Source organism: Modicisalibacter tunisiensis (assembly GCF_020148005.1).
GTDB classification, from domain to species: Bacteria; Pseudomonadota; Gammaproteobacteria; order Pseudomonadales; family Halomonadaceae; genus Modicisalibacter; species Modicisalibacter tunisiensis.
Window position 1 is genome coordinate 743,541 of the sequence record NZ_JAGXFD010000001.1, and the last position, 19,070, is coordinate 762,610.

The following is a 19,070-nucleotide window of genomic DNA, read 5'->3' on the forward strand; positions in this document are numbered from 1 at the left end:
GGCGATCGCGCTCGGCGAGCAGTGCGCGGTTGGTGGGCGCGAGGTCGTGGACCAGGGCATCGACGCCGGCCCAGAAGGCCTCGGGGTCGACACCGGTGCCGGGCAGGGCCTCGTCGGTGATGAAGCGGTCGAGTTCGGCGGCCACCTGCAGGCGGTGGCGGGTAACGCGGTCGGTCATGGAAGGATGTCCTCTCGCTGCGCTGTCGCATCGGCGTTCGAGCGCCGATTCGGTATTCATTATGGCAAAAGCAGTTATGGAAACGTCTTCCATATATTAACCGAAAGCGGGGTCACTGTGGATACCGCTCGACTAAGGGCTAAGAGCCCGTACCGCGCCGACGCCGCCATCATGCGCATCACGGGGATTGACCGGCGACAGACGACCTGCTCTCGTTCACAATCGGTACAAGCATGGAAGCGAACCTGGGAGATGCCATGACCGATTTCGCGCCGTTACAGGCGCTGGGACCGCTGGCCGTGGTCGATGCGCCGCGCGCCGAGGCGCTGGAGGAGTACCTGGCCCACTACCGACTGGCTCCCCTGCTGTCGGAGGGAGTCGAGCTGTACGCCGGTTTCGTGGATGCCGAGCGCTACCGGCTGTGGGCCCAGGTCTGGTGTCCCGGCGAGCCCTGCGGCACGGCCTTCGTGGTCCACGGCTACTTCGACCATCTGGGGCTCTACCGCCACCTGCTGGAGCGCCTGCTCGACCGGGGCTGGCGCGTGGTGCTGTGGGACCTGCCCGGTCACGGCCTGTCGAGCGGCCCCCGCGCCACCATCGACGACTTCGAGGAGTACGGCGCCTGCCTGCACGCGCTCCAGCGCCACCTCACCCGGCGCACGCTCGCCCCCGGCCCCTGGGTGGGGATCGGCCAGAGCACCGGCGCGGCGATTCTCGCCACCGACGCCCTGGGACGCGGCACCACGGCCCCCTGGGAGGCCCTGGTGCTGCTCGCACCGCTGGTCCGCCCCTGGGGGTGGCCGCAGTCGAGCTGGCTGCATCGCCTGGCCAGCCCCTTCATAAGCTCGATTCCACGGCGCTACCAGCCCAACTCCAACGACGCCGAGTTCGCCGCCTTCCTGCGCGAGCACGACCCGCTGCAACCGGATCGCCTGACCCTGACCTGGGTGACGGCGATGCGCCGCTGGATGGCCCACATGCTGGCCCTGCCGGCCAGCGACCTGCCGGTGCTGATCCTGCAGGGCGAACAGGACCTGACCGTCGACTGGAGCTGGAACCTCGAGGTGCTGACCCGCAAGTTCCCCCGCGCCCGGGTCCATCGCCACCCCGAGGCGCGTCACCATCTGGTCAACGAGAGCCCGCCGATCCGTGACACCCTGTTCGATGAGCTCGACCAGTTTCTCGACGGCGTCATCGAACCGGCCGACCAGCCCTCGGTGACGCCGTGAAACGCACGCTCTGCAGCCTCTGCCTCGCCCTGCTGCTGGCCGCCTGTGCCGGCGCCCCGCCCTCGAGCACCACGCCCGAGCGCCGGGCCCTGCAGGGACTGAGCCAGCGCGCCGCCGAGGCCGCCATGACCGCCCCCCACTGGGCGATCCCGGCCGAGGAACGCGTCCTGCTGCTGGCCCCGCCCCGGGTCGATGCCGACCTGCCCATCGCCACCGACACCTTCCGCGAGGCGCTCACCCGCGCCCTGCTCGGCCGCGACGGCGGCCCCCAGGTCCTCAACTGGAAGCCCACGGCGAACGAGTCCGCGGCCCCCGACAACCAGTGGATCCTGGAAAGCCGGCTGCAGACCGAAGGCCCGATCCTCGCCCTCTCCGACCGCCGCCTGCTGCCCTACCGCCTGGAGCTGACGCTGCGCCGCCCGGGCAGCGACGCGCCGCGCTGGCGCTACCATATCGACGGTGCGCTGGATGCCTCAGCGCTGTAATCGCCCCATCCCGCGTTTTGCGGCACCCGGCATCGCGCGCCACAATGACCGGCCAGCCTCACCCGAGCAAGGAGTCGTCAGTCATGCCCCGCTACGCCCGTCACCTCTATCGTGAAGGCCCCGCCAACCCCTTCCCCGGCCTCAAGGCCCTGGAACGCAAGCTGGGGCGTTCGATTCCGCACCGACTGGGCTCCAACGAAGGGCTCGACATGCCGCATCACGCCCTGAAGGCGCGTTTCGGCGAGGCCGTGGCCGAGCTGGCGCGCAGCTACGGCGATGCCGAGGCGCTGGGCGTGCGCCGCCGCCTGGCCGAGGCCCTGGACACCCCGGTCGAGGCGTTGCTGGTGGACGCCGGCGCCGACAGCCTGCTGGCCCTGGCGCTGCGCGCCACCTGCGAGCCCGGCGACACGGTGATCACCAGCGCCGGTACCTACCCGACCTTTCGCTACTTCGCCGCCGGCCAGGGCTGCCGGGTCGTCGAGGTCGACTACCGCCGCGCCCCGGGCCGGCTGGCGCCCGACCTCGCCGCCTTGGCGGAACACGCCCACCAGCATCACGCCCGGCTGGTCTATCTGGCCAACCCGGACAACCCCAGCGGCCACTGCCACGACGACGAGGCCGTGCAGGCGCTGCGCGACGCCCTGCCGGCGGAGTGCACCCTGCTGCTCGACGAGGCCTATCACGACTTCCGCGGCGATGCCGACGCGCCCGCCGCCGGCGCCGTATGGCCCGGGGTGATCCGCGTGCGGACCTTCTCCAAGGCCCACGGCCTGGCGGGGCTGCGCATCGGCTACGCGATCGCCGACCCGGGAGCGCTGGCCATGCTGCACAAGGTGCGCATCCATTACGCCGTCTCCTCGCTGGCGCTGGCCGCCGCGGAGACGGTGCTCGATCATCCCGGCGAGACCCGCGAGCACGTCGAGGCGGTGGTCCGGCGCCGCGAGCAGCTCGCCGAACGGCTGCGCGGCCTGGGTGCCGAGGTGCCGCCGAGCGACACCAACTTCATCGCCGTATGCCTGCCCGACGCCGAGACCGCCGAGCGCGTGCACGGCGAGCTGCTCGCCGCGGCCGTGCTGATTCACCGCCCCGCGCACCCGGCGCTGGGCGACGTGCTGCGCATCAGCACCCTGGCCGACGCCCTGCCCGAGGGCCGCCTGGCGGCGCTGGAGGCCGTGCTGCCCGGGCGCTGACCCCGGGCCCGGGCGTCATCCCGAGGCGGCCGAGCCGCCCAGCACCAGCATCGCCACCCCGGCCAGATAACAGGCGATGATCGCCACGCTCTCGAAGCCGATCCGCCCCGGCCCCTGCTCCTGGCGGCGGATCAGGCCCAGCATCAGGATGCCGGTCATCAGCAGCGACAGCGCCACCCACAGCGACACGTCATCGGGCACGGCGTGGTAGATCGAACCGCCGCGGTAGGCGATGTCCGAGGCCGCGGCGAACAGCGTGTCGAAGGCATTGCCGCCGATGATGCCGGCCACCGCCAGCGTCAGGGCACCGCGCCGCACCGCGGCGATCGAGGTCACCAGCTCCGGCAGCGAGGTGACCACCGAGGTCATCAGCACCCCCACCGCCGCCTGACTGAGCCCGGTACGCTGGCTGATCACCGTGGCGCTGCGCTCCAGCAGCCAGCCGCTCGCGCCGAGCACCGCCGCCATGATCACGAACGCCAGCCACAGCGTGGTCAGCGAGCGGGCCAGCGCCCGATCGTCCGGCTCGTCGAGACGGGTCTCGCGGGTGCGCGCCGGCTGCCACATGGGGTCGCGCTGGGCGCGGCTGACAAGACGCAGCCCGAACAGATAGATGATGAACAGCAGCGGCGTGACGGGATGCACCTGCCACATCGTCCAGTCCGGCGAGAAGCGCCCCACCAGCAGCAGCGCCAGCAGGCAGATCAGCAGCCCGCCCTGCATCAGGTTGCCGATCGAGGCCGCGGCATGCTCCAGATTGGCGCGCCGGTGCGCCAGGTCGGCGAGCGTCAGGAACAGCGTCTGCACGGCGATGCCGCCCAGGGCGTTGCTCATCGCCAGTTCCGGCTGGTCGGAAAGTGCCGCGGACACCGACAGCACGATGCCCGACAGCGAGGTCGCCATGCCCAGCAGAAGCGCCCCGGCAACGGCCTCGCCCAGCCCGGTGCGATCGGCGAGATCATCGACTACCCGGGTCAGCCGGGTGCCCACCACCCCGATCACCAGGGCACAGGCCGCGAACAGGCCGAGACTGACCGCCAGCGGCAGGGACTCGAGCAGGGCCGTCATGCCGGGCTCCCGGGACTGCCGATCACTCGGGTGAAACGACGTGCTGTCATGGCTCGGTCCTCCGTGACCCGGATGGCCTGGCGTTCAGGCCGAGGATTCCCCGCCGCCGCGCAGCCGGTCGAGCTGGCGATAGCCGATCGCCTCCATCAGCTGGGGGCGTTCAGGGCGCGACGCCCCGGCCAGATCGGCCAGCGTCAGTGCCACCCGCAGCACGCGATGGTAGGCCCGTGCCGAGAGCTTGAGCCGGGTCAGCACCTCGGCCAGCCAGACCCGCTCGGCCTCCGGCAGGGCACAGGCGGCCTCCAGCGCGGCTCCGGGCAGCCGGGCATTGAGATGCCCCCGTGCCAGCTGCCGCTCGCGGGCGGCGAGCACCCGCTCGCGTACCGTGGCCGAACTCTCGCCCCGGGTATCGCGGGTCAGCTGGTCGGGCGGCAGGGCCGGCACCTCGACCTGCAGGTCGATGCGATCGAGCAGCGGCCCGGAAAGCCGCGACTGGTAGCGCTGGATCTGCGCCGGGGTGCATACGCAGGCCTGGCGCGGGTCGCCCAGGTGCCCGCAGGGGCAGGGATTCATGGCCGCGACCAGCTGAAAACGTGCCGGGAAGCGGCGCTGGCGGCTGGCCCGGGCGATGTGGATCTCGCCGGACTCCAGCGGCTCGCGCATCACCTCCAGCACGCCGCGGTCGAACTGCGGCAGCTCGTCGAGAAACAGCACCCCGTGGTGGGCCAGCGAAATCTCGCCGGGCCGCGGCCGCGAACCGCCGCCCACCAGCGCCGCGCCGCTGGCGGTGTGGTGCGGCGAGCGGAAGGGACGCTGCCCCCACTGCGCCAGCAGGTCGAGCCCGCAGACCGAGCGCACCGAGGCCACCTCGAGCGCCTCGTCCGCCGACAGCGGCGGCAGGATGCCCGGCAGGCGGCTGGCGAGCATGGTCTTGCCGGTGCCCGGCGGACCGGCAAACAACAGGTTGTGCCCGCCCGCCGCCGCCACCTCCAGCGCGCGGCGCGCCTGATGCTGGCCACGCACCTCGGCGAGATCCGCCAGCGGCGCCCGGGACGGGGTCGGTGCCGTGAGGGTGTGGGCCGGCAGCGTGGCCTGCCCCAGCAGGTGCGCGACCACCTCGCTCAGGTGCCCTGCCGCCTGCACCGTCAGCCCCTCGGCCAGCGCGGCCTCGTCGGCGTTGTCCTCGGGCAGCAGCAGGGTCCGCTCGGCACGGCGCGCCGCCAGGGCGGCGGGCAGCACGCCGGAGACCGGGCGCAGCCGCCCGTCGAGGGCCAGTTCGCCGAGGCACTCCACGGACTCGAGCGACGCGACGGGGATCTGCTCGGAGGCCGCCAGGATACCCAGCGCGATCGGCAGGTCGAAGCGGCCGCCCTCCTTGGGCAGGTCCGCCGGCGCCAGGTTGACGGTGATGCGCCGCGTGGTGGGAAAGTCGAACCCGGCATTGGTCAGGGCGCTGCGCACCCGCTCGCGGCTCTCGCGCACGGCGGTTTCCGGCAGGCCGACCAGCGTCATGCCCGGCAGGCCGTTGGCCAGGTGCACCTCGACCAGCACCTCCGGCGCCTCGAGCCCCAGCCCGGCGCGTGTATGAACGAGAGCGAGTGCCATGGGCGGCTCCTTGATCCGACGACGTGGCCGCGAGCCGGACCGGCAGTGCCCGGCTCGCTACTTAAGAATCTGTTGATTCAGCATTCATTGATACAGATCGGGCCGTCATCGGCAAGGGCGTGGCTCAACGCGACGCCGAGTCGTCGTCCGCGGGCCGGGGCTCATCCGCCGCGGCGGCCTCGCCGGTTCCGGCGGACTCGCGCTCCGACGTGGCGTCATCCGGCGCGGGAGCGGTCGCCGTCTCGCCGGCGGACACCGGGGCGGCGCTCTCGGCCGAGGGCGTCTCGGCGTCCAGCGACGCCTCCAGCGCGGCGACCTGCTTCTCGAGGGCCTCGACACGGGAACGGGTGCGCTGCAGCACGTCCATGAGGATGTCGAAGTCCTCGCGGGTCACCAGTTCCATGCGCTCGAAGGCACCGCGCATCACGTTGTGCACGTTGCGCTGGATATCCTCCGGCGCATGGGAAGCATCCTGCAGCCGCTCGCCGAGCTGCTGGGCGAGGCGGCTGATACGGTCGTTGGGGATCATGGGTCTCTCCTTCCAAGGGTGTCTCCAGCATACGCAACGCACCTTTCGCCTGCACCAGCCTGTGCCGCCCGCTTCCGGTCATGTCAGGGCGGGTCGCGAGCGCTCGACGCCACGTGCGCCAGGGTGATGCGCCGGTCGTCACCACCGGCACCAGAATGGTGCGCTGCATCGCAGCAAATCCTCCCCCGCTTCTTCTCGTTCGCCCCGAAAACGCCACAAGCAACTGTTTTAAAAAACAATTTAAAAAAATGGCACAGCCTTCGCGATATCCTCTTCAGGCGCCAGCCGACAACAAGGAGACGCAAGGGATGAAACTCATCACCGCCATTATAAAACCCTTCAAGCTCGACGATGTGCGCGAGGCTCTCGCCGACAACGGGGTGCAGGGCATCACCGTCACCGAAGTGAAGGGGTTCGGCCGCCAGAAGGGCCACACCGAACTGTATCGCGGCGCCGAGTATGTCGTGGACTTCCTGCCCAAGGTCAAGATCGAGATCGCCGTCGACGACGACCGGGTGGACGGCGTGCTCGAGGCCATCCGAGCCGCCGCCAACAGCGGCAAGATCGGCGACGGCAAGCTGTTCGTCACGCCGCTGGAGGACGTGATCCGGATTCGTACCGGCGAACGGGGTCCCGACGCCGTCTGAAGACGCAGGACAAGGAGACAACAACGATGACAGAGCTCAACTACGCGCTCGACACCTTCTACTTCCTGATCTGCGGGGTGCTGGTCATGTGGATGGCCGCCGGCTTCGCGATGCTGGAAGCCGGTCTGGTGCGCTCGAAGAACACCGCGGAGATCCTCACCAAGAACGTCGTGCTGTTCGCCATCGCCTGCACCATGTACCTGCTCGTGGGCTACTACCTGATGTACTCGAGCGACGCCGGCGGCTTCCTGCCCAACCTCGGCGTGCTGCTGGGCGGCGAGCACGGCGTGGATGCGGTGCTGGCCGGCGGTGACGACGCGCCCTACTATTCCGCCCGCGCCGACTTCTTCTTCCAGGTGGTCTTCGTGGCGACCGCCATGTCGATCGTCTCCGGCGCCGTGGCCGAACGCATGAAGCTGTGGGCCTTCCTGGCCTTCGCGGTGGTGATGACCGCCGTCATCTACCCCGTCGAAGGGTACTGGACCTGGGGCGGCGGCTGGCTGAACGAACTGGGCTATTCCGACTATGCCGGTTCCGGCATCGTGCACCTCGCCGGGGCCGCCGCGGCACTGGCCGGGGTGCTGGTGCTCGGCCCGCGCCGGGGCAAGTACGGCAAGAACGGCGCCATCTTCGCCATCCCCGGCGCCAACATGCCGCTGGCCACGCTCGGCACCTTCATCCTGTGGATGGGCTGGTTCGGCTTCAACGGCGGCTCCGAGCTGAAGCTCTCCGACGTGACCTCGGCGAACCACATGGCACAGGTACTGGTCAACACCAATGCCGCGGCGGCCGGCGGCGTGATCGCCGCGCTGGTTCTGGCCAAGCTCTGGTTCCGCAAGGCCGACCTGACCATGGCGCTGAACGGCGCGATCGCCGGTCTGGTGGCCATCACCGCCGACCCGCTCTCCCCCACCGCCCCGGTTGCGACGCTGATCGGCGCCATCGGCGGCCTGCTGGTGGTGGCCGCGATCGTGACCCTCGACAAGCTGCGCATCGATGACCCGGTGGGCGCGATCTCCGCCCACGGCGTGGCCGGCATCTGGGGCGTGATGGTGGTGCCGTTCAGCAATGGCGATGCCAGCTTCGGCGCCCAGCTGATCGGCGTGATCGGCATCTTCGCCTGGGTGTTCCTCGCCAGCCTGGCGGTGTGGCTGATCCTCAAGGCGATCATGGGCATCCGCGTCAGCGAGGAAGAAGAATACGAGGGGGTCGATCTGGCCGAGTGCGGGCTGGAGGCCTATCCGGAGTTTACCGTCGGCGGCAACCAGTAACGCCGCCGACATACCGAGTGAGCTGGCGTGCTCCACCTGGCCCCCTTCGGGGGGTCTTTTTTATTCGCCCAACGAGCGGTGTATGCTTTAGGGCAACAATACCGACGCAATCCGGGGCCGACACCCGCGTGCCGGCCCCGCCCCAAGGCGAGGAGTCAAGACGATGAAACTGGTGACTGCCATCATCAAGCCGTTCAAGCTGGACGATGTCCGCGAGTCGCTCTCCGAGATCGGCGTGCAGGGCATTACCGTGACCGAGGTCAAGGGCTTTGGTCGCCAGAAGGGCCACACCGAGCTGTATCGGGGCGCCGAATACGTCGTCGACTTCCTGCCCAAGGTCAAGCTCGAGGTCGCCGTCGACGACAGCATGGCCGAGCAGGTCATCGAGGCGATCACCAGCGTCTCCAACACCGGCAAGATCGGCGACGGCAAGATCTTCGTCTCGCCGCTGGAGCAGGTGATTCGCATCCGCACGGGCGAGACGGGCAAGGACGCGGTCTGAGTTCGGCCTGAAAACTGGCTACGCTCGGCCATACGGCGTTAAAAATCAGCTCAAAATGCTCATTTACTCCGCGTAAACTCCGCTTTTTCGCTGATTTTTGCCTTGTCTGGCCATCGCTCGCCGACTTTTCAGACCAAACTGCCGCTCGCATCCATCCCGAACAACAACGCCCCCATGACCTTGTCATGGGGGCGTTCTTTATTTCCGTGTCGCGCCTGTGGCTTACCGCTCCCGGCGAAGCCGGGGCTTACTTCTCGACGAAGGCGCGTTCGATCACGTAGTCGCCCGGCTCGCCCATGCGCGGCGAGATCTTGAAGCCCAGGTCGTCGAGCAGCGCACTGGTCTCGTCGAGCATCGCCGGGCTGCCGCAGATCATGGCACGGTCCTGCTTGGGATCGAGCGCCGGCAGGCCGGTGTCCTCGAACAGCTTGCCGCTGCGGATGTGGTCGGTCAGGCGGCCCATGGTGCGGAAGTCCTCGCGGGTCACGGTCGGGTAGTAGACCAGCTTCTCGCTGATCTCCTCGCCCAGGTACTCGTGGGCCGGCAGCTCCTGCTCGATGAAGTCGGCATAGGCCAGTTCGCTGACGGTGCGCACGCCGTGGATCAGCACGATCTTCTCGAAGCGCTCGTAGACCTCCGGATCCTGGATCAGGCTCATGAACGGCGCCAGGCCGGTGCCGGTGGACAGCAGGTAGAGGTTGCGGCCCGGCAGCAGGTCGTCGGTGACCAGGGTGCCGGTGGGCTTGCGGCTGACCATGATCTGGTCGCCGACCTTGAGATGCTGCAGGCGCGAGGTCAGCGGGCCGTCGGGCACCTTGATGCTGAAGAACTCGAGATGATCCTCGTAGTTGGGGCTGGCGATGGAGTAGGCGCGCACCAGCGGCTTGCCCTCGACCTCCAGGCCGATCATCACGAACTGGCCGTTCTTGAAGCGCAGGCTGCGCTCCCGGGTCGTGCGGAAGCTGAACAGGGTATCGTTCCAGTGGTGGACACTCAGCACTTCTTCCAGGGCGTACTTGCTCATCAGGGCCTCTCAATATATTCCAAAAAAGAATAATACATCGGAGTTTAACTTTCCCATAATTCTAAGACCCCGGCCGATATCTGTTAAATGGGTTGTCTGGATAACCCTTATCGGTAATCTTGATAAGCAAGCCGCCACGAGTCCGCCCATGCGCTACACCCTTCGCCAGCTCGAGGTCTTCGTCGCCGTCGCCCAGCAGCAGAGCGTCTCGCACGCCGCCCGCGAGCTGGCGCTCTCGCAGTCCGCCGCCAGCACGGCACTGGCCGAACTGGAACGCCAGTTCGACTGCCGGCTGTTCGATCGCATCGGCCGCCGGCTCAAGCTCAACGCCCTGGGCTTCCAGCTGCTGCCCAAGGCGGTGGCCCTGCTCGACCGCGGCGAGGAGATCGAGGAACTGCTGCGCGGCCAGCGCGGCATCGGTTCGCTGGACGTCGGCGCCACCCTGACCATCGGCAACTACCTGGCCACCCTGCTGATCAGCGACTTCATGCAGCGCCACCCCGGCAGCCGGGTACGCCTGCACGTGCGCAACACCGCCTCGATCGTCGAGCGCATCATCCAGCACGAACTGGACCTGGGGCTGATCGAGGGCAACTGCCAGCACGAGGACGTGGTGCTGCAGCCCTGGGTGGAGGACGAGCTGACGGTGTTCTGCGCCCCGCACCATCCGCTGGCCGGCGCCGGCGACGTGGGCCTCGACCGGCTGCTGCGGGAGGCCTGGATCATGCGCGAACAGGGCTCGGGGACCCGCCTGACCCTGGAGCAGGCCACCCGCCACCGCCGCGGGCGCTTCAACATCCGCCTCGAGCTGGAGCACACCGAAGGCATCAAGCGGGCGGTGGAATCGGGGCTGGGCATCGGCTGCGTCTCCAACCTGGCCCTGCGCGACGCCTTCCGGCGCGGCAGCCTGGTGCCGGTCGCCACGCCGGCGCTCGACCTGCGCCGCCAGTTCGCCTTCATCTGGCACCGTCACAAGTACCTGAGCACCGGCATGCGGGAGTTCCTGCGCCTGTGCCAGCAGATGACCGAAGGCGTCAGCCGCAGCGACGAGATCGAGCTGCCCAGCGTGCCCTGAGCCGGCCAGGCCCAGGAAAGTCACGTTCCCCCCTTCAGAAACAGCGTTTTCCCCGCCCCGCCAGGATGAGCCCTGCCCCTCTCGTCGAGCTCACGACGCCCCTGATTTCCGGCGTTTTACTGCAACGCAAAATCAGCCTGGCGATGGGTCAATGTCAGGTTGGGCGCCCTCGCCGGCCCTCGTATCCTGACATGAGGATTTAACGCTTTGTAACGCGTTTGTCAGCCCGCTAACGCCGAACGCATCACTCGCCGGTTCAGGCGCAGGTACGAAAACAGGCGGCCGGGCACGGGATCTTCAGGCAACAGTGTGGGGGCGTGCGATGAACAAGCGGTCGATGACCTTGGGGACACTGGTCTGTCTGTCGGGGCTGCTCGGTGCACCCGCCGCCCTGGCCCAGAGCGGCAGCACGGATGCCCAGCGCGAGGCCTGGGTGGTCAAGGCCCGCCAGGGCGAGCGCGATGCGGCGATCGACGGCCTCAAGGCGCTCTACGCGCGCACCGGCGACACGCGGGTCCTCGACGACCTGATCGCGCTGCTGGTGCGCGCCGGCCGGCTCGAGGAGGCGCTGAACGCCTGCGGCCCCTGCCGGGCCGAGGACTACTCCGAGACCAGCCTGGTCGCCCTGGGCGGCGCGGCGCGCCAGCTCGGCCGCCCCGAGCGCGCCCAGGAGTTCTTCCGGGAGCTGACCCTGCGCGACCCCAACAACCCCCAGGGCTGGCTGGGGCTGGCGCTGACCCATACCGACCTGGGCAACGTCGAGTCGGCCGGCTGGGCACTGGCCCGCTACGAGGAAACCTTCGGCCGTACCGACGAGTACCTCGAGGCCCGTGCCTACCTGGCCGCGCGCACCGACAACACCCTTGGCGAGCTGCAGGCCCGCCAGCGTCTGGTCGAGCGCCAGCCCGAGAACGACCAGGAGGTCAAGGCGCTCTACCGGCTGGCCGTCACCCTCGGCGCCAGCGCCGCCGCCCAGCGGATGATGAGCGAGCATCCCGATGTCTTCACCGAGGCCGACCGGCTCTGGCTGCGCTACTACGATGCGGTCGCCAGCCTGCGCCTGGCCGACAGCACCGGCGACCTGAGCCATGCCGAGCAGGGCCTGGCGGGGCTGAACGCGGTCATCGCCGACGAGCGCTCCGCCCCCGGGCTGGTGCAGCGCGCCGAGTACGACAAGGTCGTCGCCCTGGCGACCCTGCGCCGCTTCCGCGACGCCGAGGCGCTGGCCGCCACGCTCGAGACCCGCTACGGCCCGCTGCCCAACTACGTGCAGGAAGCCCGGGCCGACGCCCTGAGCGGCCTGGGGCGCCCCGGCGAGGCGCGACGCCTCTACCAGTCGCTGGTGGCCTCCAACCCCGGCAAGGCCCGCGACGTCGATCACCCGCTCTATGAATCGCTGATCTACGCCTACGCCGACGCCCAGCAGTACGGCCGGGCCAACGACCTCCTCGAGCGCTGGAAGGCCGAGGAGCCGGCCACCCGCTGGGACTTCACCGGCACCCGGCGCATCGACAACCCCAACTTCGAGAAGGTGCGCTACCTGGAGGTCATGCTCACGGCCTGGCGCGGCGACGAGGACGGCGCCGAGGCGCAGCTCGACGACTACCTCGCCGAGGCCCCCGGCAGTGCCTCGCTGTGGCGCATCAAGGGCGACCTGTACCGCTGGCGCGGCTGGCCGCGCCAGGCGGAGCAGGCCTATCGCGAGGCCGCCGACCGCCGACCGCCGGACAGCCGCCAGGCGGCCGACTACGGCATTCTCGGCGCGCGCCTCGACCGCGGGCAGTGGCGTGACACGGTCGCCGCCATCAAGCAGGAAGTCGCGACTCGCCCGCCCAGCGTCGCGCTCGAGGGCCTCGAGCGCGACTGGCGCGAGCAGCGCGCCGGCAAGCTGTCGATCCAGGCCGAGCGGGGCGACACCCAGGGCAACGGCGTGCAGAGCTCCCGCGACTGGCGCTACGAGACCCGCCTCGATGCCCCGCGCAACGACGCCGGCTCGCGCTTCTTCGCCCAGCGCATCGGCATCTACGGCAAGTACAACGGCGACAATCTGTACGCCGCCTACGATGCCGCCGGCTACGAATTCAACCTCTACCCGGCGACGCTCTCCCTGGCGGTGGGCCGGGGCGCTCAGCTCAACGAGGACTGGCTGGCCTGGGGCCGCTTCAACTACGCCTTCTCGGATTTCTGGTCGATCAACGCCAGCGCCGAGCTGAATACCGCCCAGACCCCGCTGCGCGCCCTCAACGACGACGTGCGGGCCGACCGCTACAGCCTCGGCGCCAGGTACCGGCGCGACGAGAAGGGCGAGGGCGGCCTGGGTCTGGCCCTGACCGACTTCGACGACGGCAACCTGCGTCGCGAGGTCTTCGCCTACTGGGACGAGGACCTGATCCATCACGACGCCTGGCGGCTCAACGGCCAGCTGTTCGTCGGCGGCTCGCAGAACGACACCGTCGAGGCCAGCTACTACAACCCCGCCAGCGACATCAGCACCAGCGGCCAGCTCGCCTTGAGCTACCTGCTGCCGCTGGGCTACCGCAAGGGCTTCACCCAGACGCTGACCCTCGGCGGCGGCAACTACTGGGAGGAGAACTACGGCAGCGACGCCACCTGGCAGATCGGCTACGCCCACCAGTGGAGCCTCGAGCCCGACCTGATCGTGAGCTACGGCATCTCGCGGCAGAAGGCCGTCTACGACGGCGACCCGGAATACGGCAACTTCATCACCGCCGGCATCGAATGGAGGTTCCTGTGAACACGCGGCTGCTTGCCCTGCTGGCACTGTGCCTGACCCTGGCCCTCGCCGCCCCGGCGTTCGCCGGCCGTCAGCCCGGCGACGTGGCGGTGATCAGCTATCACGACATCGTCGATCTGGATCGCACCCCGAACCAGAAGCTCTACCCCCAGACGATCACCCGCAACATGCTGATCCAGCACTTCAACCTGATCGCCGAGCTGGGCTACCGGCCGGTCAGCCTGCAGCAGGTGCTGGACGCCCGCGACGGCAAGCAACCGTTGCCGGACAGGGCCGTGCTGCTGACCTTCGACGACGGCTATCGCAGCTTCTACGACATCGTCTATCCGCTGCTCAAGCTCTACAACTACCCGGCGGTGGCCGCCATCGTCGGCAGCTGGCTGGACGTGCCGCCGGGCCAGCAGGTGCTGTACGGCAACGACCGGCTGCCGCGCTCGCACTTCATGACCTGGGACCAGCTGCGCGAGATGGACGCCTCGGGCCGGGTCGAGATCGCCTCGCACACCTACGCCCTGCACTACGGGCTGGTGGGCAACCCCTTCGGCAACCAGCAGCCGGCGGCCGTGACCAGTGCCTGGACGCCGCAGGGCTACGAGGATGCCGCCGCCTACCGCGCCCGCATCCGCGAGGACTTCCGTCGCTCCCAGGAACGCATGCGCCAGGAGCTGGGCCACCCGGCCCGGGCGATGGTCTGGCCCTACGGCGCCTACAGCGAGGCCACCCTGCAGATGGCCGCCGACGCGGGCATGCCGACCACCTTCAACCTGATCTCGCGCATGGATAACATCGACGACGGCACCCGGGCCATGGGCCGCTATCTGGTGGACCAGGAGACCTCCCTGCAGTACCTGCAAGAGATCTTCGCCGGCAGGACCTGGGACCGCACGACCAAGCGCATCGTGCATGTCGACCTCGACTACGTCTACGACCCCGATCCCGCCCAGCAGGCGCACAACCTCGACCGGCTGCTCGACCGCATCAAGGCCTACGGGGTGAGTACCGTCTACCTGCAGGCCTTCGCCGACGCCGACGGCAACGGCGTCGCCGAGGCGCTGTACTTCCCCAACCGCCACATGCCGGTCAAGGCCGACCTGTTCAATCGCGTCGCCTGGCAGCTGAAGAAGCGTGCCGGCGTCCAGGTCTACGCCTGGATGCCGGTGATGGCCTTCAACCTGGGGCCGGGCTACCAGTACGTCAGCGACCTGCGGCTGGGCAAGCCCAACCCGCAGAACTATCGCCGCCTGTCGCCCTACGTGGCGGAAAATCGCCGGATCATCGACGACATCTACGAGGACCTGGGCCTGTACACCAAGTTCGACGGCCTGCTGTTCCACGACGACGGCTTCTTCAGCGACTACGAGGACGCCGGCACCGCCGCGCTGGCCTGGTATCACCAGAAGTGGGGGCTGCCCCCCGGGGTCTCGCTGATCCGTCAGGACAAGGCACTGATGGCGCGCTGGACGCAGCACAAGACACGCTTTCTGATCGACTTCACGAAGCAGCTGGCCCAGGCCGCCGACCGCTACCGCCTGCACGACGAGCGGACCCTGCGCACGGCCCGTAACGTCTACGCGCCGGTGGTGCTCGACCCCGAGAGCCGCGCCTGGTTCGCCCAGGACCTCGAGGCCTTCGCCGACGCCTACGACTACACCGCGGTGATGGCGATGCCCTACATGGAGGGCGCCAACGACGACGAGCTGTGGCTGCGTCGGCTGGCCCGCGACGCCCTGGCCCGGGTGCCGAGCGACAAGCTGGTCTTCGAGCTGCAGGCCACCGACTGGCGCGACAAGTCACCGGTGCCCAGCGCCACGCTGGGACGCTGGATGCAGGTGATCCGCGAGGCCGGCGTGCGCAACTACGGCTACTACCCCGACGACTTCCTCAACAACCATCCGGACGCGGGCGTGCTGCGCCGCAACTTCTCGTTGACCGCCCGCCTGGGAGCCCGGCCATGACGTCCACGGAACTGCTTGAACTCCTGGTGCTGTTCACCGTCGGCTATCCCAGCCTGATGGCGACCATCTGGATCTCCGGCGGCCTCTACTACTACTTCCACTGGGAGCGCCGACAGGCCCACGAGATGGTGACCCCCTCGCGGGAGGACGACCCCTGGGTGACGGTGCTGGTGCCCTGCCACAACGAGGCCGCGCACATCGACGAGACCATCGGCCATCTGTTTCGGCAGAACTACCTCAACTACGAGGTGATCGCCATCAACGACGGCTCCCGGGACGACACCGGCGCCCGGCTCGACGCCCTGGCCCGGCAGTACGCGAACCTCACGGTGCTGCACCAGGCCAACCAGGGCAAGGCCGCGGCCATGAACAACGGCCTGCACCACGCCCACGGCGAGATCGTGGTGGGCATCGACGGCGACGCCGTGCTCGACTACGACGCCCTGTTCTGGATGGTGGCGCACTTCCGCCAGAGCCCCCGGGTGGGCAGCGTCACCGGCAACCCCCGGGTGCGTACCCGCTCGACCGCGATCGGCAAGATCCAGACCGGCGAGTTCTCGTCGATCATCGGCCTGATCAAGCGTGCCCAGCGCATCTACGGCATGGTGTTCACCATCTCCGGGGTGGTCTGCGCCTTCCGCCGGAGCGCCCTGCAGCAGGTCGGCGCCTGGAGCACCGACATGATCACCGAGGACATCGACGTCAGCTGGAAGCTGCAGCTCGCCGGCTGGCAGGTGCGCTACGAGCCCCGGGCGGTCTGCTGGGTGCTGATGCCCGAAACCCTGCGCGGCCTCTACCGCCAGCGCCTGCGCTGGGCCCAGGGCGGCGCCGAGGCCTTCCTGCGCCACCTGGGCGCCGCCCTGCACTGGCGCAACCGCCGCTTCTGGCCGCTGCTCGTCGAGTACGTGATCAGCGTGACCTGGTGCTACGGCATGCTGGTCCTGGCGACCCTGTGGGTGGTCGATCTGGCGATGGCCGCGCCGGTCTCGAGCTGGTCGCCGCTGGAGGCGCTGCTGCGCTGGTCCGGCGGCCTGCTGGTCATGCTCTGCCTGCTGCAGTTCGCGGTCAGCTTCTTCATCGACAGCCGGTACGACCGGGCCATGCTCAAGTGCCTGTTCTGGTGCATCTGGTACCCGTTCTTCTACTGGCTGATCAACATGGCCACCGTGGTGGTGGCCTTCCCCAAGGCCGTGGTGCGCCGCCGTGGGCAGCTTGCCATCTGGACCAGCCCTGACAGAGGAGAGCGCTTCCGTGAACCATGAACTCGGCTCGATGATCATCGACAATCCCGGACGCCGCAGCCTGAGCTACCGGCTGCGCGATACCGCCCTGGTGATGGCCACCCTGGGCCTGTGGGGTCTGTTCGCCCTCCAGATCTGGAGCACGCTGGCGAGCAGTGAATTCCTGATCGAGCAGGCCTATGCCCTGGCCGTGCTCAAGCTCACCGCGCTGGACTTCGTCGGCGTGTTCTTCCTGCTGCACAGCTGGGTGATCTACGAACGCCTGCTGTTCCGCTGGCGACAGCGGATTGCGACTCGACACGCGTGACCCGAAGCGGGCAACAGAGGCCGGGGCCGCCGGGCGGGATCGCGCTCGGCGGCGGTCCGGTGGCGTCTGCATCGCGACTGACGTCGCTCCCACGGCCGGGCGCCGGGCGAACAGCCTGCCGGGAGAAGATCACCGCTCGCTGTGCCCGGAGCACGAATCGGGAGGCGAGTCGTGGCATTCGATGCGATTGCGGCCGTGTCGCTTGGCACGATAGAGGGCGTGATCGGCGCGGACGAACAGGCTGTCGAAGCCGTCATGCGCCTGACGGTCGGCCAGCCCCACGCTCAGGGTCACGTCGGCATCGATCGACCAGGCGTGCGCGGCCACCGTCCGGCGCAGGCGTTCCATGGCGCTGCACGCCTGGCGGGCATCGGCCTCGGGCAGCAGCACGGCGAACTCCTCGCCGCCGACCCGGAAGATGGCGTCGTGATCGCGGAAGGTCGCTCGCATCAGCCCGGCCAGCTGCTCCAGGATCCGGTCGCCCTCGGGATGGCCATGGCGGTCGTTGATGGCCTTGAAATGATCGATGTCCATCAGCGCCAGCGTCAGCGGCGCGCTTTCGCCGTCCTCGGCCTCCTTCAGCCAGGCGGCGAGCGTCTCGTTGAAGGCGCGCCGGTTCTTCAGGCGTGTCAGGGCGTCGCTGTAGGCCCAGTGCTCGAGGTGGCGATTCTGCTCGAGCAGCTCCCGGCGGTGGGCTTCCAGATCGGTCTTCAGCGCCTCGAGCTCCGCCACCGCGGCGACCTTGTCCTGCAGCGCGCGCTCCGTGGTCCGGCGCGCCTGGATCAGCTCGCGCTCGAGGCGACTCTTGCGCCGGATCGGCATCAGCGCCCAGTGCCACTGCGCCTGCCCGGCCGCCCCGCGGCGCTCGATGCCGCACAGCACGGGGATCTCCCCGCCCCCGGCGGTCTTCAGCGCCAGATGCACCTCCTCGGCCTGTCCCGCCTGCTCGAGCTGCGCCACCACATGCCAGTGCAGCAGGGTGCGGGCACTCGCCGTCAGCCAGTCTTCCAGGGCCTCGCCCGCCAGCGCCGGCACCCCCAGCCAGTCGTGCAGGCGCTGGTTGGCCGCCACCACCTCGCCCGAGGGCGAGGTGATCATCAGTCCGCAGGGCGCCGTCAGCCACGCCGTGAGGGTGTCGTCCGCCCTCCGTGGCGCTTCCGGCCTCATGCCGTGATCCAGGCGCGCAGGGCGTCGGCCAGCATCTCCGGCGCGCGGATCTGCGGATAGTGCCCCTCGACCGGCAGCCACGCGAGGCGCGCGTTCGGCAGCTGCGCGGCCAGGTACTCCGCCCCCTCCCGGGATACCACGGCGTCCCCATCGGTCTGCGCGACCACGACGGGCACCGTCACCTCGGCCAGCCGCGAGCGGGTATCGCTGAAGAAGAGCACCTCGGCGAAGCGCCGCGCGACCACCGCCTCGGTGGCCAGGAACTGCTCGCGCAGCTGCGCTTCCGCCGGCGCCGGTGCCGACACCCCGATCACGTCGGCGGCCATGCGCCCGGCCCAGTCGAAGTGGTTCTGCTCCATCATGTCCAGCAGGGCATGGATATCCTCGGGCTCGAACCCGCCGTGATAGTCGGGCGCGTCGTTGAGATAACGGCTCGAGGCATTGATCATGATCAGCTGGCGGAACCGCTCGGGGCACCGTCGCGCCGCCAGCATGGCGATGATGCCGCCGATGGAATGCCCCACCACCACCAACGGCTCATCTCCGAGCGACTCGACCAGCACCAGCAGGTCGTCGGCGTAGGCATCGAGCGTGGTGTAGTTCGCCAGCTCGGTGGCCTCGCGGATGGCCCGCCCGGTTCCCGCGTGGTCGAAGCGGATCAGCCGATAGTCCCCGCCCAGCTGCTCGCACAGCGGCTGCCAGAGGCTCTGCTCGTAGCCGAAGCCGTTGACCAGCAGGACCGGTAACCGGCCGCTGCCCGTGATGCTAATCCCGTGGGTTCCCTTGTCCGAAGCTGTTCTTTTCATGTGACCGCCAGGGTTGAAAACTATCGAGTCAATGCA

Annotated in this window: 18 protein-coding genes; 11 read left to right on the top strand and 7 right to left on the bottom strand. The window is 69.1% G+C overall.

All coding sequences use genetic code 11. The features are described 5' to 3' along the window. Positions 1-178: hypothetical protein (locus KGQ91_RS16825; RefSeq protein ID WP_224421369.1), on the bottom strand; the 178-nt coding region annotated here is incomplete at its 3' end. A gap of 257 nt (positions 179-435) precedes the next feature. Here KGQ91_RS16825 and KGQ91_RS03485 point away from each other — a divergent pair. The 3 genes from KGQ91_RS03485 (at position 436) to KGQ91_RS03495 (ending at position 3,082) form a co-directional block, all read left to right on the top strand. Then, positions 436-1,407 (top strand): alpha/beta hydrolase, encoded by a 972-nt coding sequence (locus KGQ91_RS03485; RefSeq protein WP_163649632.1) that lies wholly within the window; start codon positions 436-438, stop codon positions 1,405-1,407. After that, the gene (locus KGQ91_RS03490) at positions 1,404-1,892 is read left to right on the top strand and encodes a hypothetical protein (protein WP_224420266.1); all 489 of its coding nucleotides are present in this window, start codon (positions 1,404-1,406) and stop codon (positions 1,890-1,892) included. Before KGQ91_RS03485 ends, KGQ91_RS03490 begins: the two co-directional genes overlap by 4 nt. 83 nt (positions 1,893-1,975) lie before the next feature. Continuing rightward, positions 1,976-3,082, top strand: coding sequence for an aminotransferase class I/II-fold pyridoxal phosphate-dependent enzyme (locus tag KGQ91_RS03495; RefSeq protein WP_224420267.1), 1,107 nt, complete (start codon positions 1,976-1,978; stop codon positions 3,080-3,082). 15 nt (positions 3,083-3,097) lie between these two features. Here the strand turns inward: KGQ91_RS03495 and KGQ91_RS03500 are convergent, their stop codons facing one another. From KGQ91_RS03500 to KGQ91_RS03510, 3 genes are all read right to left on the bottom strand, one after another. Continuing rightward, the gene (locus KGQ91_RS03500; RefSeq protein ID WP_224420268.1) at positions 3,098-4,150 is read right to left on the bottom strand and encodes a sodium:calcium antiporter; all 1,053 of its coding nucleotides are present in this window, start codon (positions 4,148-4,150) and stop codon (positions 3,098-3,100) included. Between the two features lie 84 nt (positions 4,151-4,234). Then, positions 4,235-5,755, bottom strand: a complete 1,521-nt coding sequence (locus KGQ91_RS03505) for a YifB family Mg chelatase-like AAA ATPase (RefSeq protein WP_224420269.1) — start codon at positions 5,753-5,755, stop codon at positions 4,235-4,237. A gap of 124 nt (positions 5,756-5,879) precedes the next feature. Beyond that, a complete protein-coding gene (locus KGQ91_RS03510) occupies positions 5,880-6,284 on the bottom strand; it encodes an accessory factor UbiK family protein (protein WP_163649628.1) in 405 nt (134 codons plus the stop codon). A 308-nt stretch (positions 6,285-6,592) separates the two neighbouring features. On the opposite strand from KGQ91_RS03510, the gene KGQ91_RS03515 reads away from it, so the two are divergent. From KGQ91_RS03515 to KGQ91_RS03525, 3 genes are all read left to right on the top strand, one after another. Further along, the gene (locus tag KGQ91_RS03515; RefSeq protein WP_224416263.1) at positions 6,593-6,931 is read left to right on the top strand and encodes a P-II family nitrogen regulator; all 339 of its coding nucleotides are present in this window, start codon (positions 6,593-6,595) and stop codon (positions 6,929-6,931) included. Positions 6,932-6,957: 26 nt separating this feature from the next. Beyond that, a complete protein-coding gene (locus KGQ91_RS03520) occupies positions 6,958-8,202 on the top strand; it encodes an ammonium transporter (protein ID WP_224420270.1) in 1,245 nt (414 codons plus the stop codon). 163 nt (positions 8,203-8,365) lie between these two features. Then, a complete protein-coding gene (locus tag KGQ91_RS03525; RefSeq protein WP_224420271.1) occupies positions 8,366-8,704 on the top strand; it encodes a P-II family nitrogen regulator in 339 nt (112 codons plus the stop codon). A 247-nt stretch (positions 8,705-8,951) separates the two neighbouring features. Here the strand turns inward: KGQ91_RS03525 and KGQ91_RS03530 are convergent, their stop codons facing one another. After that, positions 8,952-9,728 (bottom strand): ferredoxin--NADP reductase, encoded by a 777-nt coding sequence (locus KGQ91_RS03530; RefSeq protein WP_163649624.1) that lies wholly within the window; start codon positions 9,726-9,728, stop codon positions 8,952-8,954. A 148-nt stretch (positions 9,729-9,876) separates the two neighbouring features. On the opposite strand from KGQ91_RS03530, the gene KGQ91_RS03535 reads away from it, so the two are divergent. The 5 genes from KGQ91_RS03535 (at position 9,877) to KGQ91_RS03555 (ending at position 17,061) form a co-directional block, all read left to right on the top strand. Further along, the gene (locus KGQ91_RS03535) at positions 9,877-10,803 is read left to right on the top strand and encodes a LysR family transcriptional regulator (protein ID WP_163649623.1); all 927 of its coding nucleotides are present in this window, start codon (positions 9,877-9,879) and stop codon (positions 10,801-10,803) included. 337 nt (positions 10,804-11,140) lie between these two features. Next, entirely contained in the window at positions 11,141-13,558 is a 2,418-nt protein-coding gene (pgaA, locus tag KGQ91_RS03540) for a poly-beta-1,6 N-acetyl-D-glucosamine export porin PgaA (protein WP_224420272.1), read from the top strand. Continuing rightward, the gene (gene pgaB, locus KGQ91_RS03545) at positions 13,555-15,513 is read left to right on the top strand and encodes a poly-beta-1,6-N-acetyl-D-glucosamine N-deacetylase PgaB (protein ID WP_224420273.1); all 1,959 of its coding nucleotides are present in this window, start codon (positions 13,555-13,557) and stop codon (positions 15,511-15,513) included. Before pgaA ends, pgaB begins: the two co-directional genes overlap by 4 nt. Then, a complete protein-coding gene (gene pgaC, locus KGQ91_RS03550) occupies positions 15,510-16,775 on the top strand; it encodes a poly-beta-1,6-N-acetyl-D-glucosamine synthase (protein ID WP_224420274.1) in 1,266 nt (421 codons plus the stop codon). The genes pgaB and pgaC overlap by 4 nt, the downstream gene beginning before the upstream one ends. Beyond that, positions 16,765-17,061, top strand: coding sequence for a hypothetical protein (locus KGQ91_RS03555; protein WP_224420275.1), 297 nt, complete (start codon positions 16,765-16,767; stop codon positions 17,059-17,061). Before pgaC ends, KGQ91_RS03555 begins: the two co-directional genes overlap by 11 nt. Before the next feature lie 129 nt (positions 17,062-17,190). Here KGQ91_RS03555 and KGQ91_RS03560 read toward each other — a convergent pair whose 3' ends face one another. Further along, positions 17,191-18,228, bottom strand: a complete 1,038-nt coding sequence (locus tag KGQ91_RS03560; RefSeq protein ID WP_224420276.1) for a GGDEF domain-containing protein — start codon at positions 18,226-18,228, stop codon at positions 17,191-17,193. Then, entirely contained in the window at positions 18,225-19,034 is an 810-nt protein-coding gene (locus tag KGQ91_RS03565; protein ID WP_224420277.1) for an alpha/beta fold hydrolase, read from the bottom strand. Before KGQ91_RS03565 ends, KGQ91_RS03560 begins: the two co-directional genes overlap by 4 nt. Positions 19,035-19,070 lie beyond the last annotated feature (36 nt).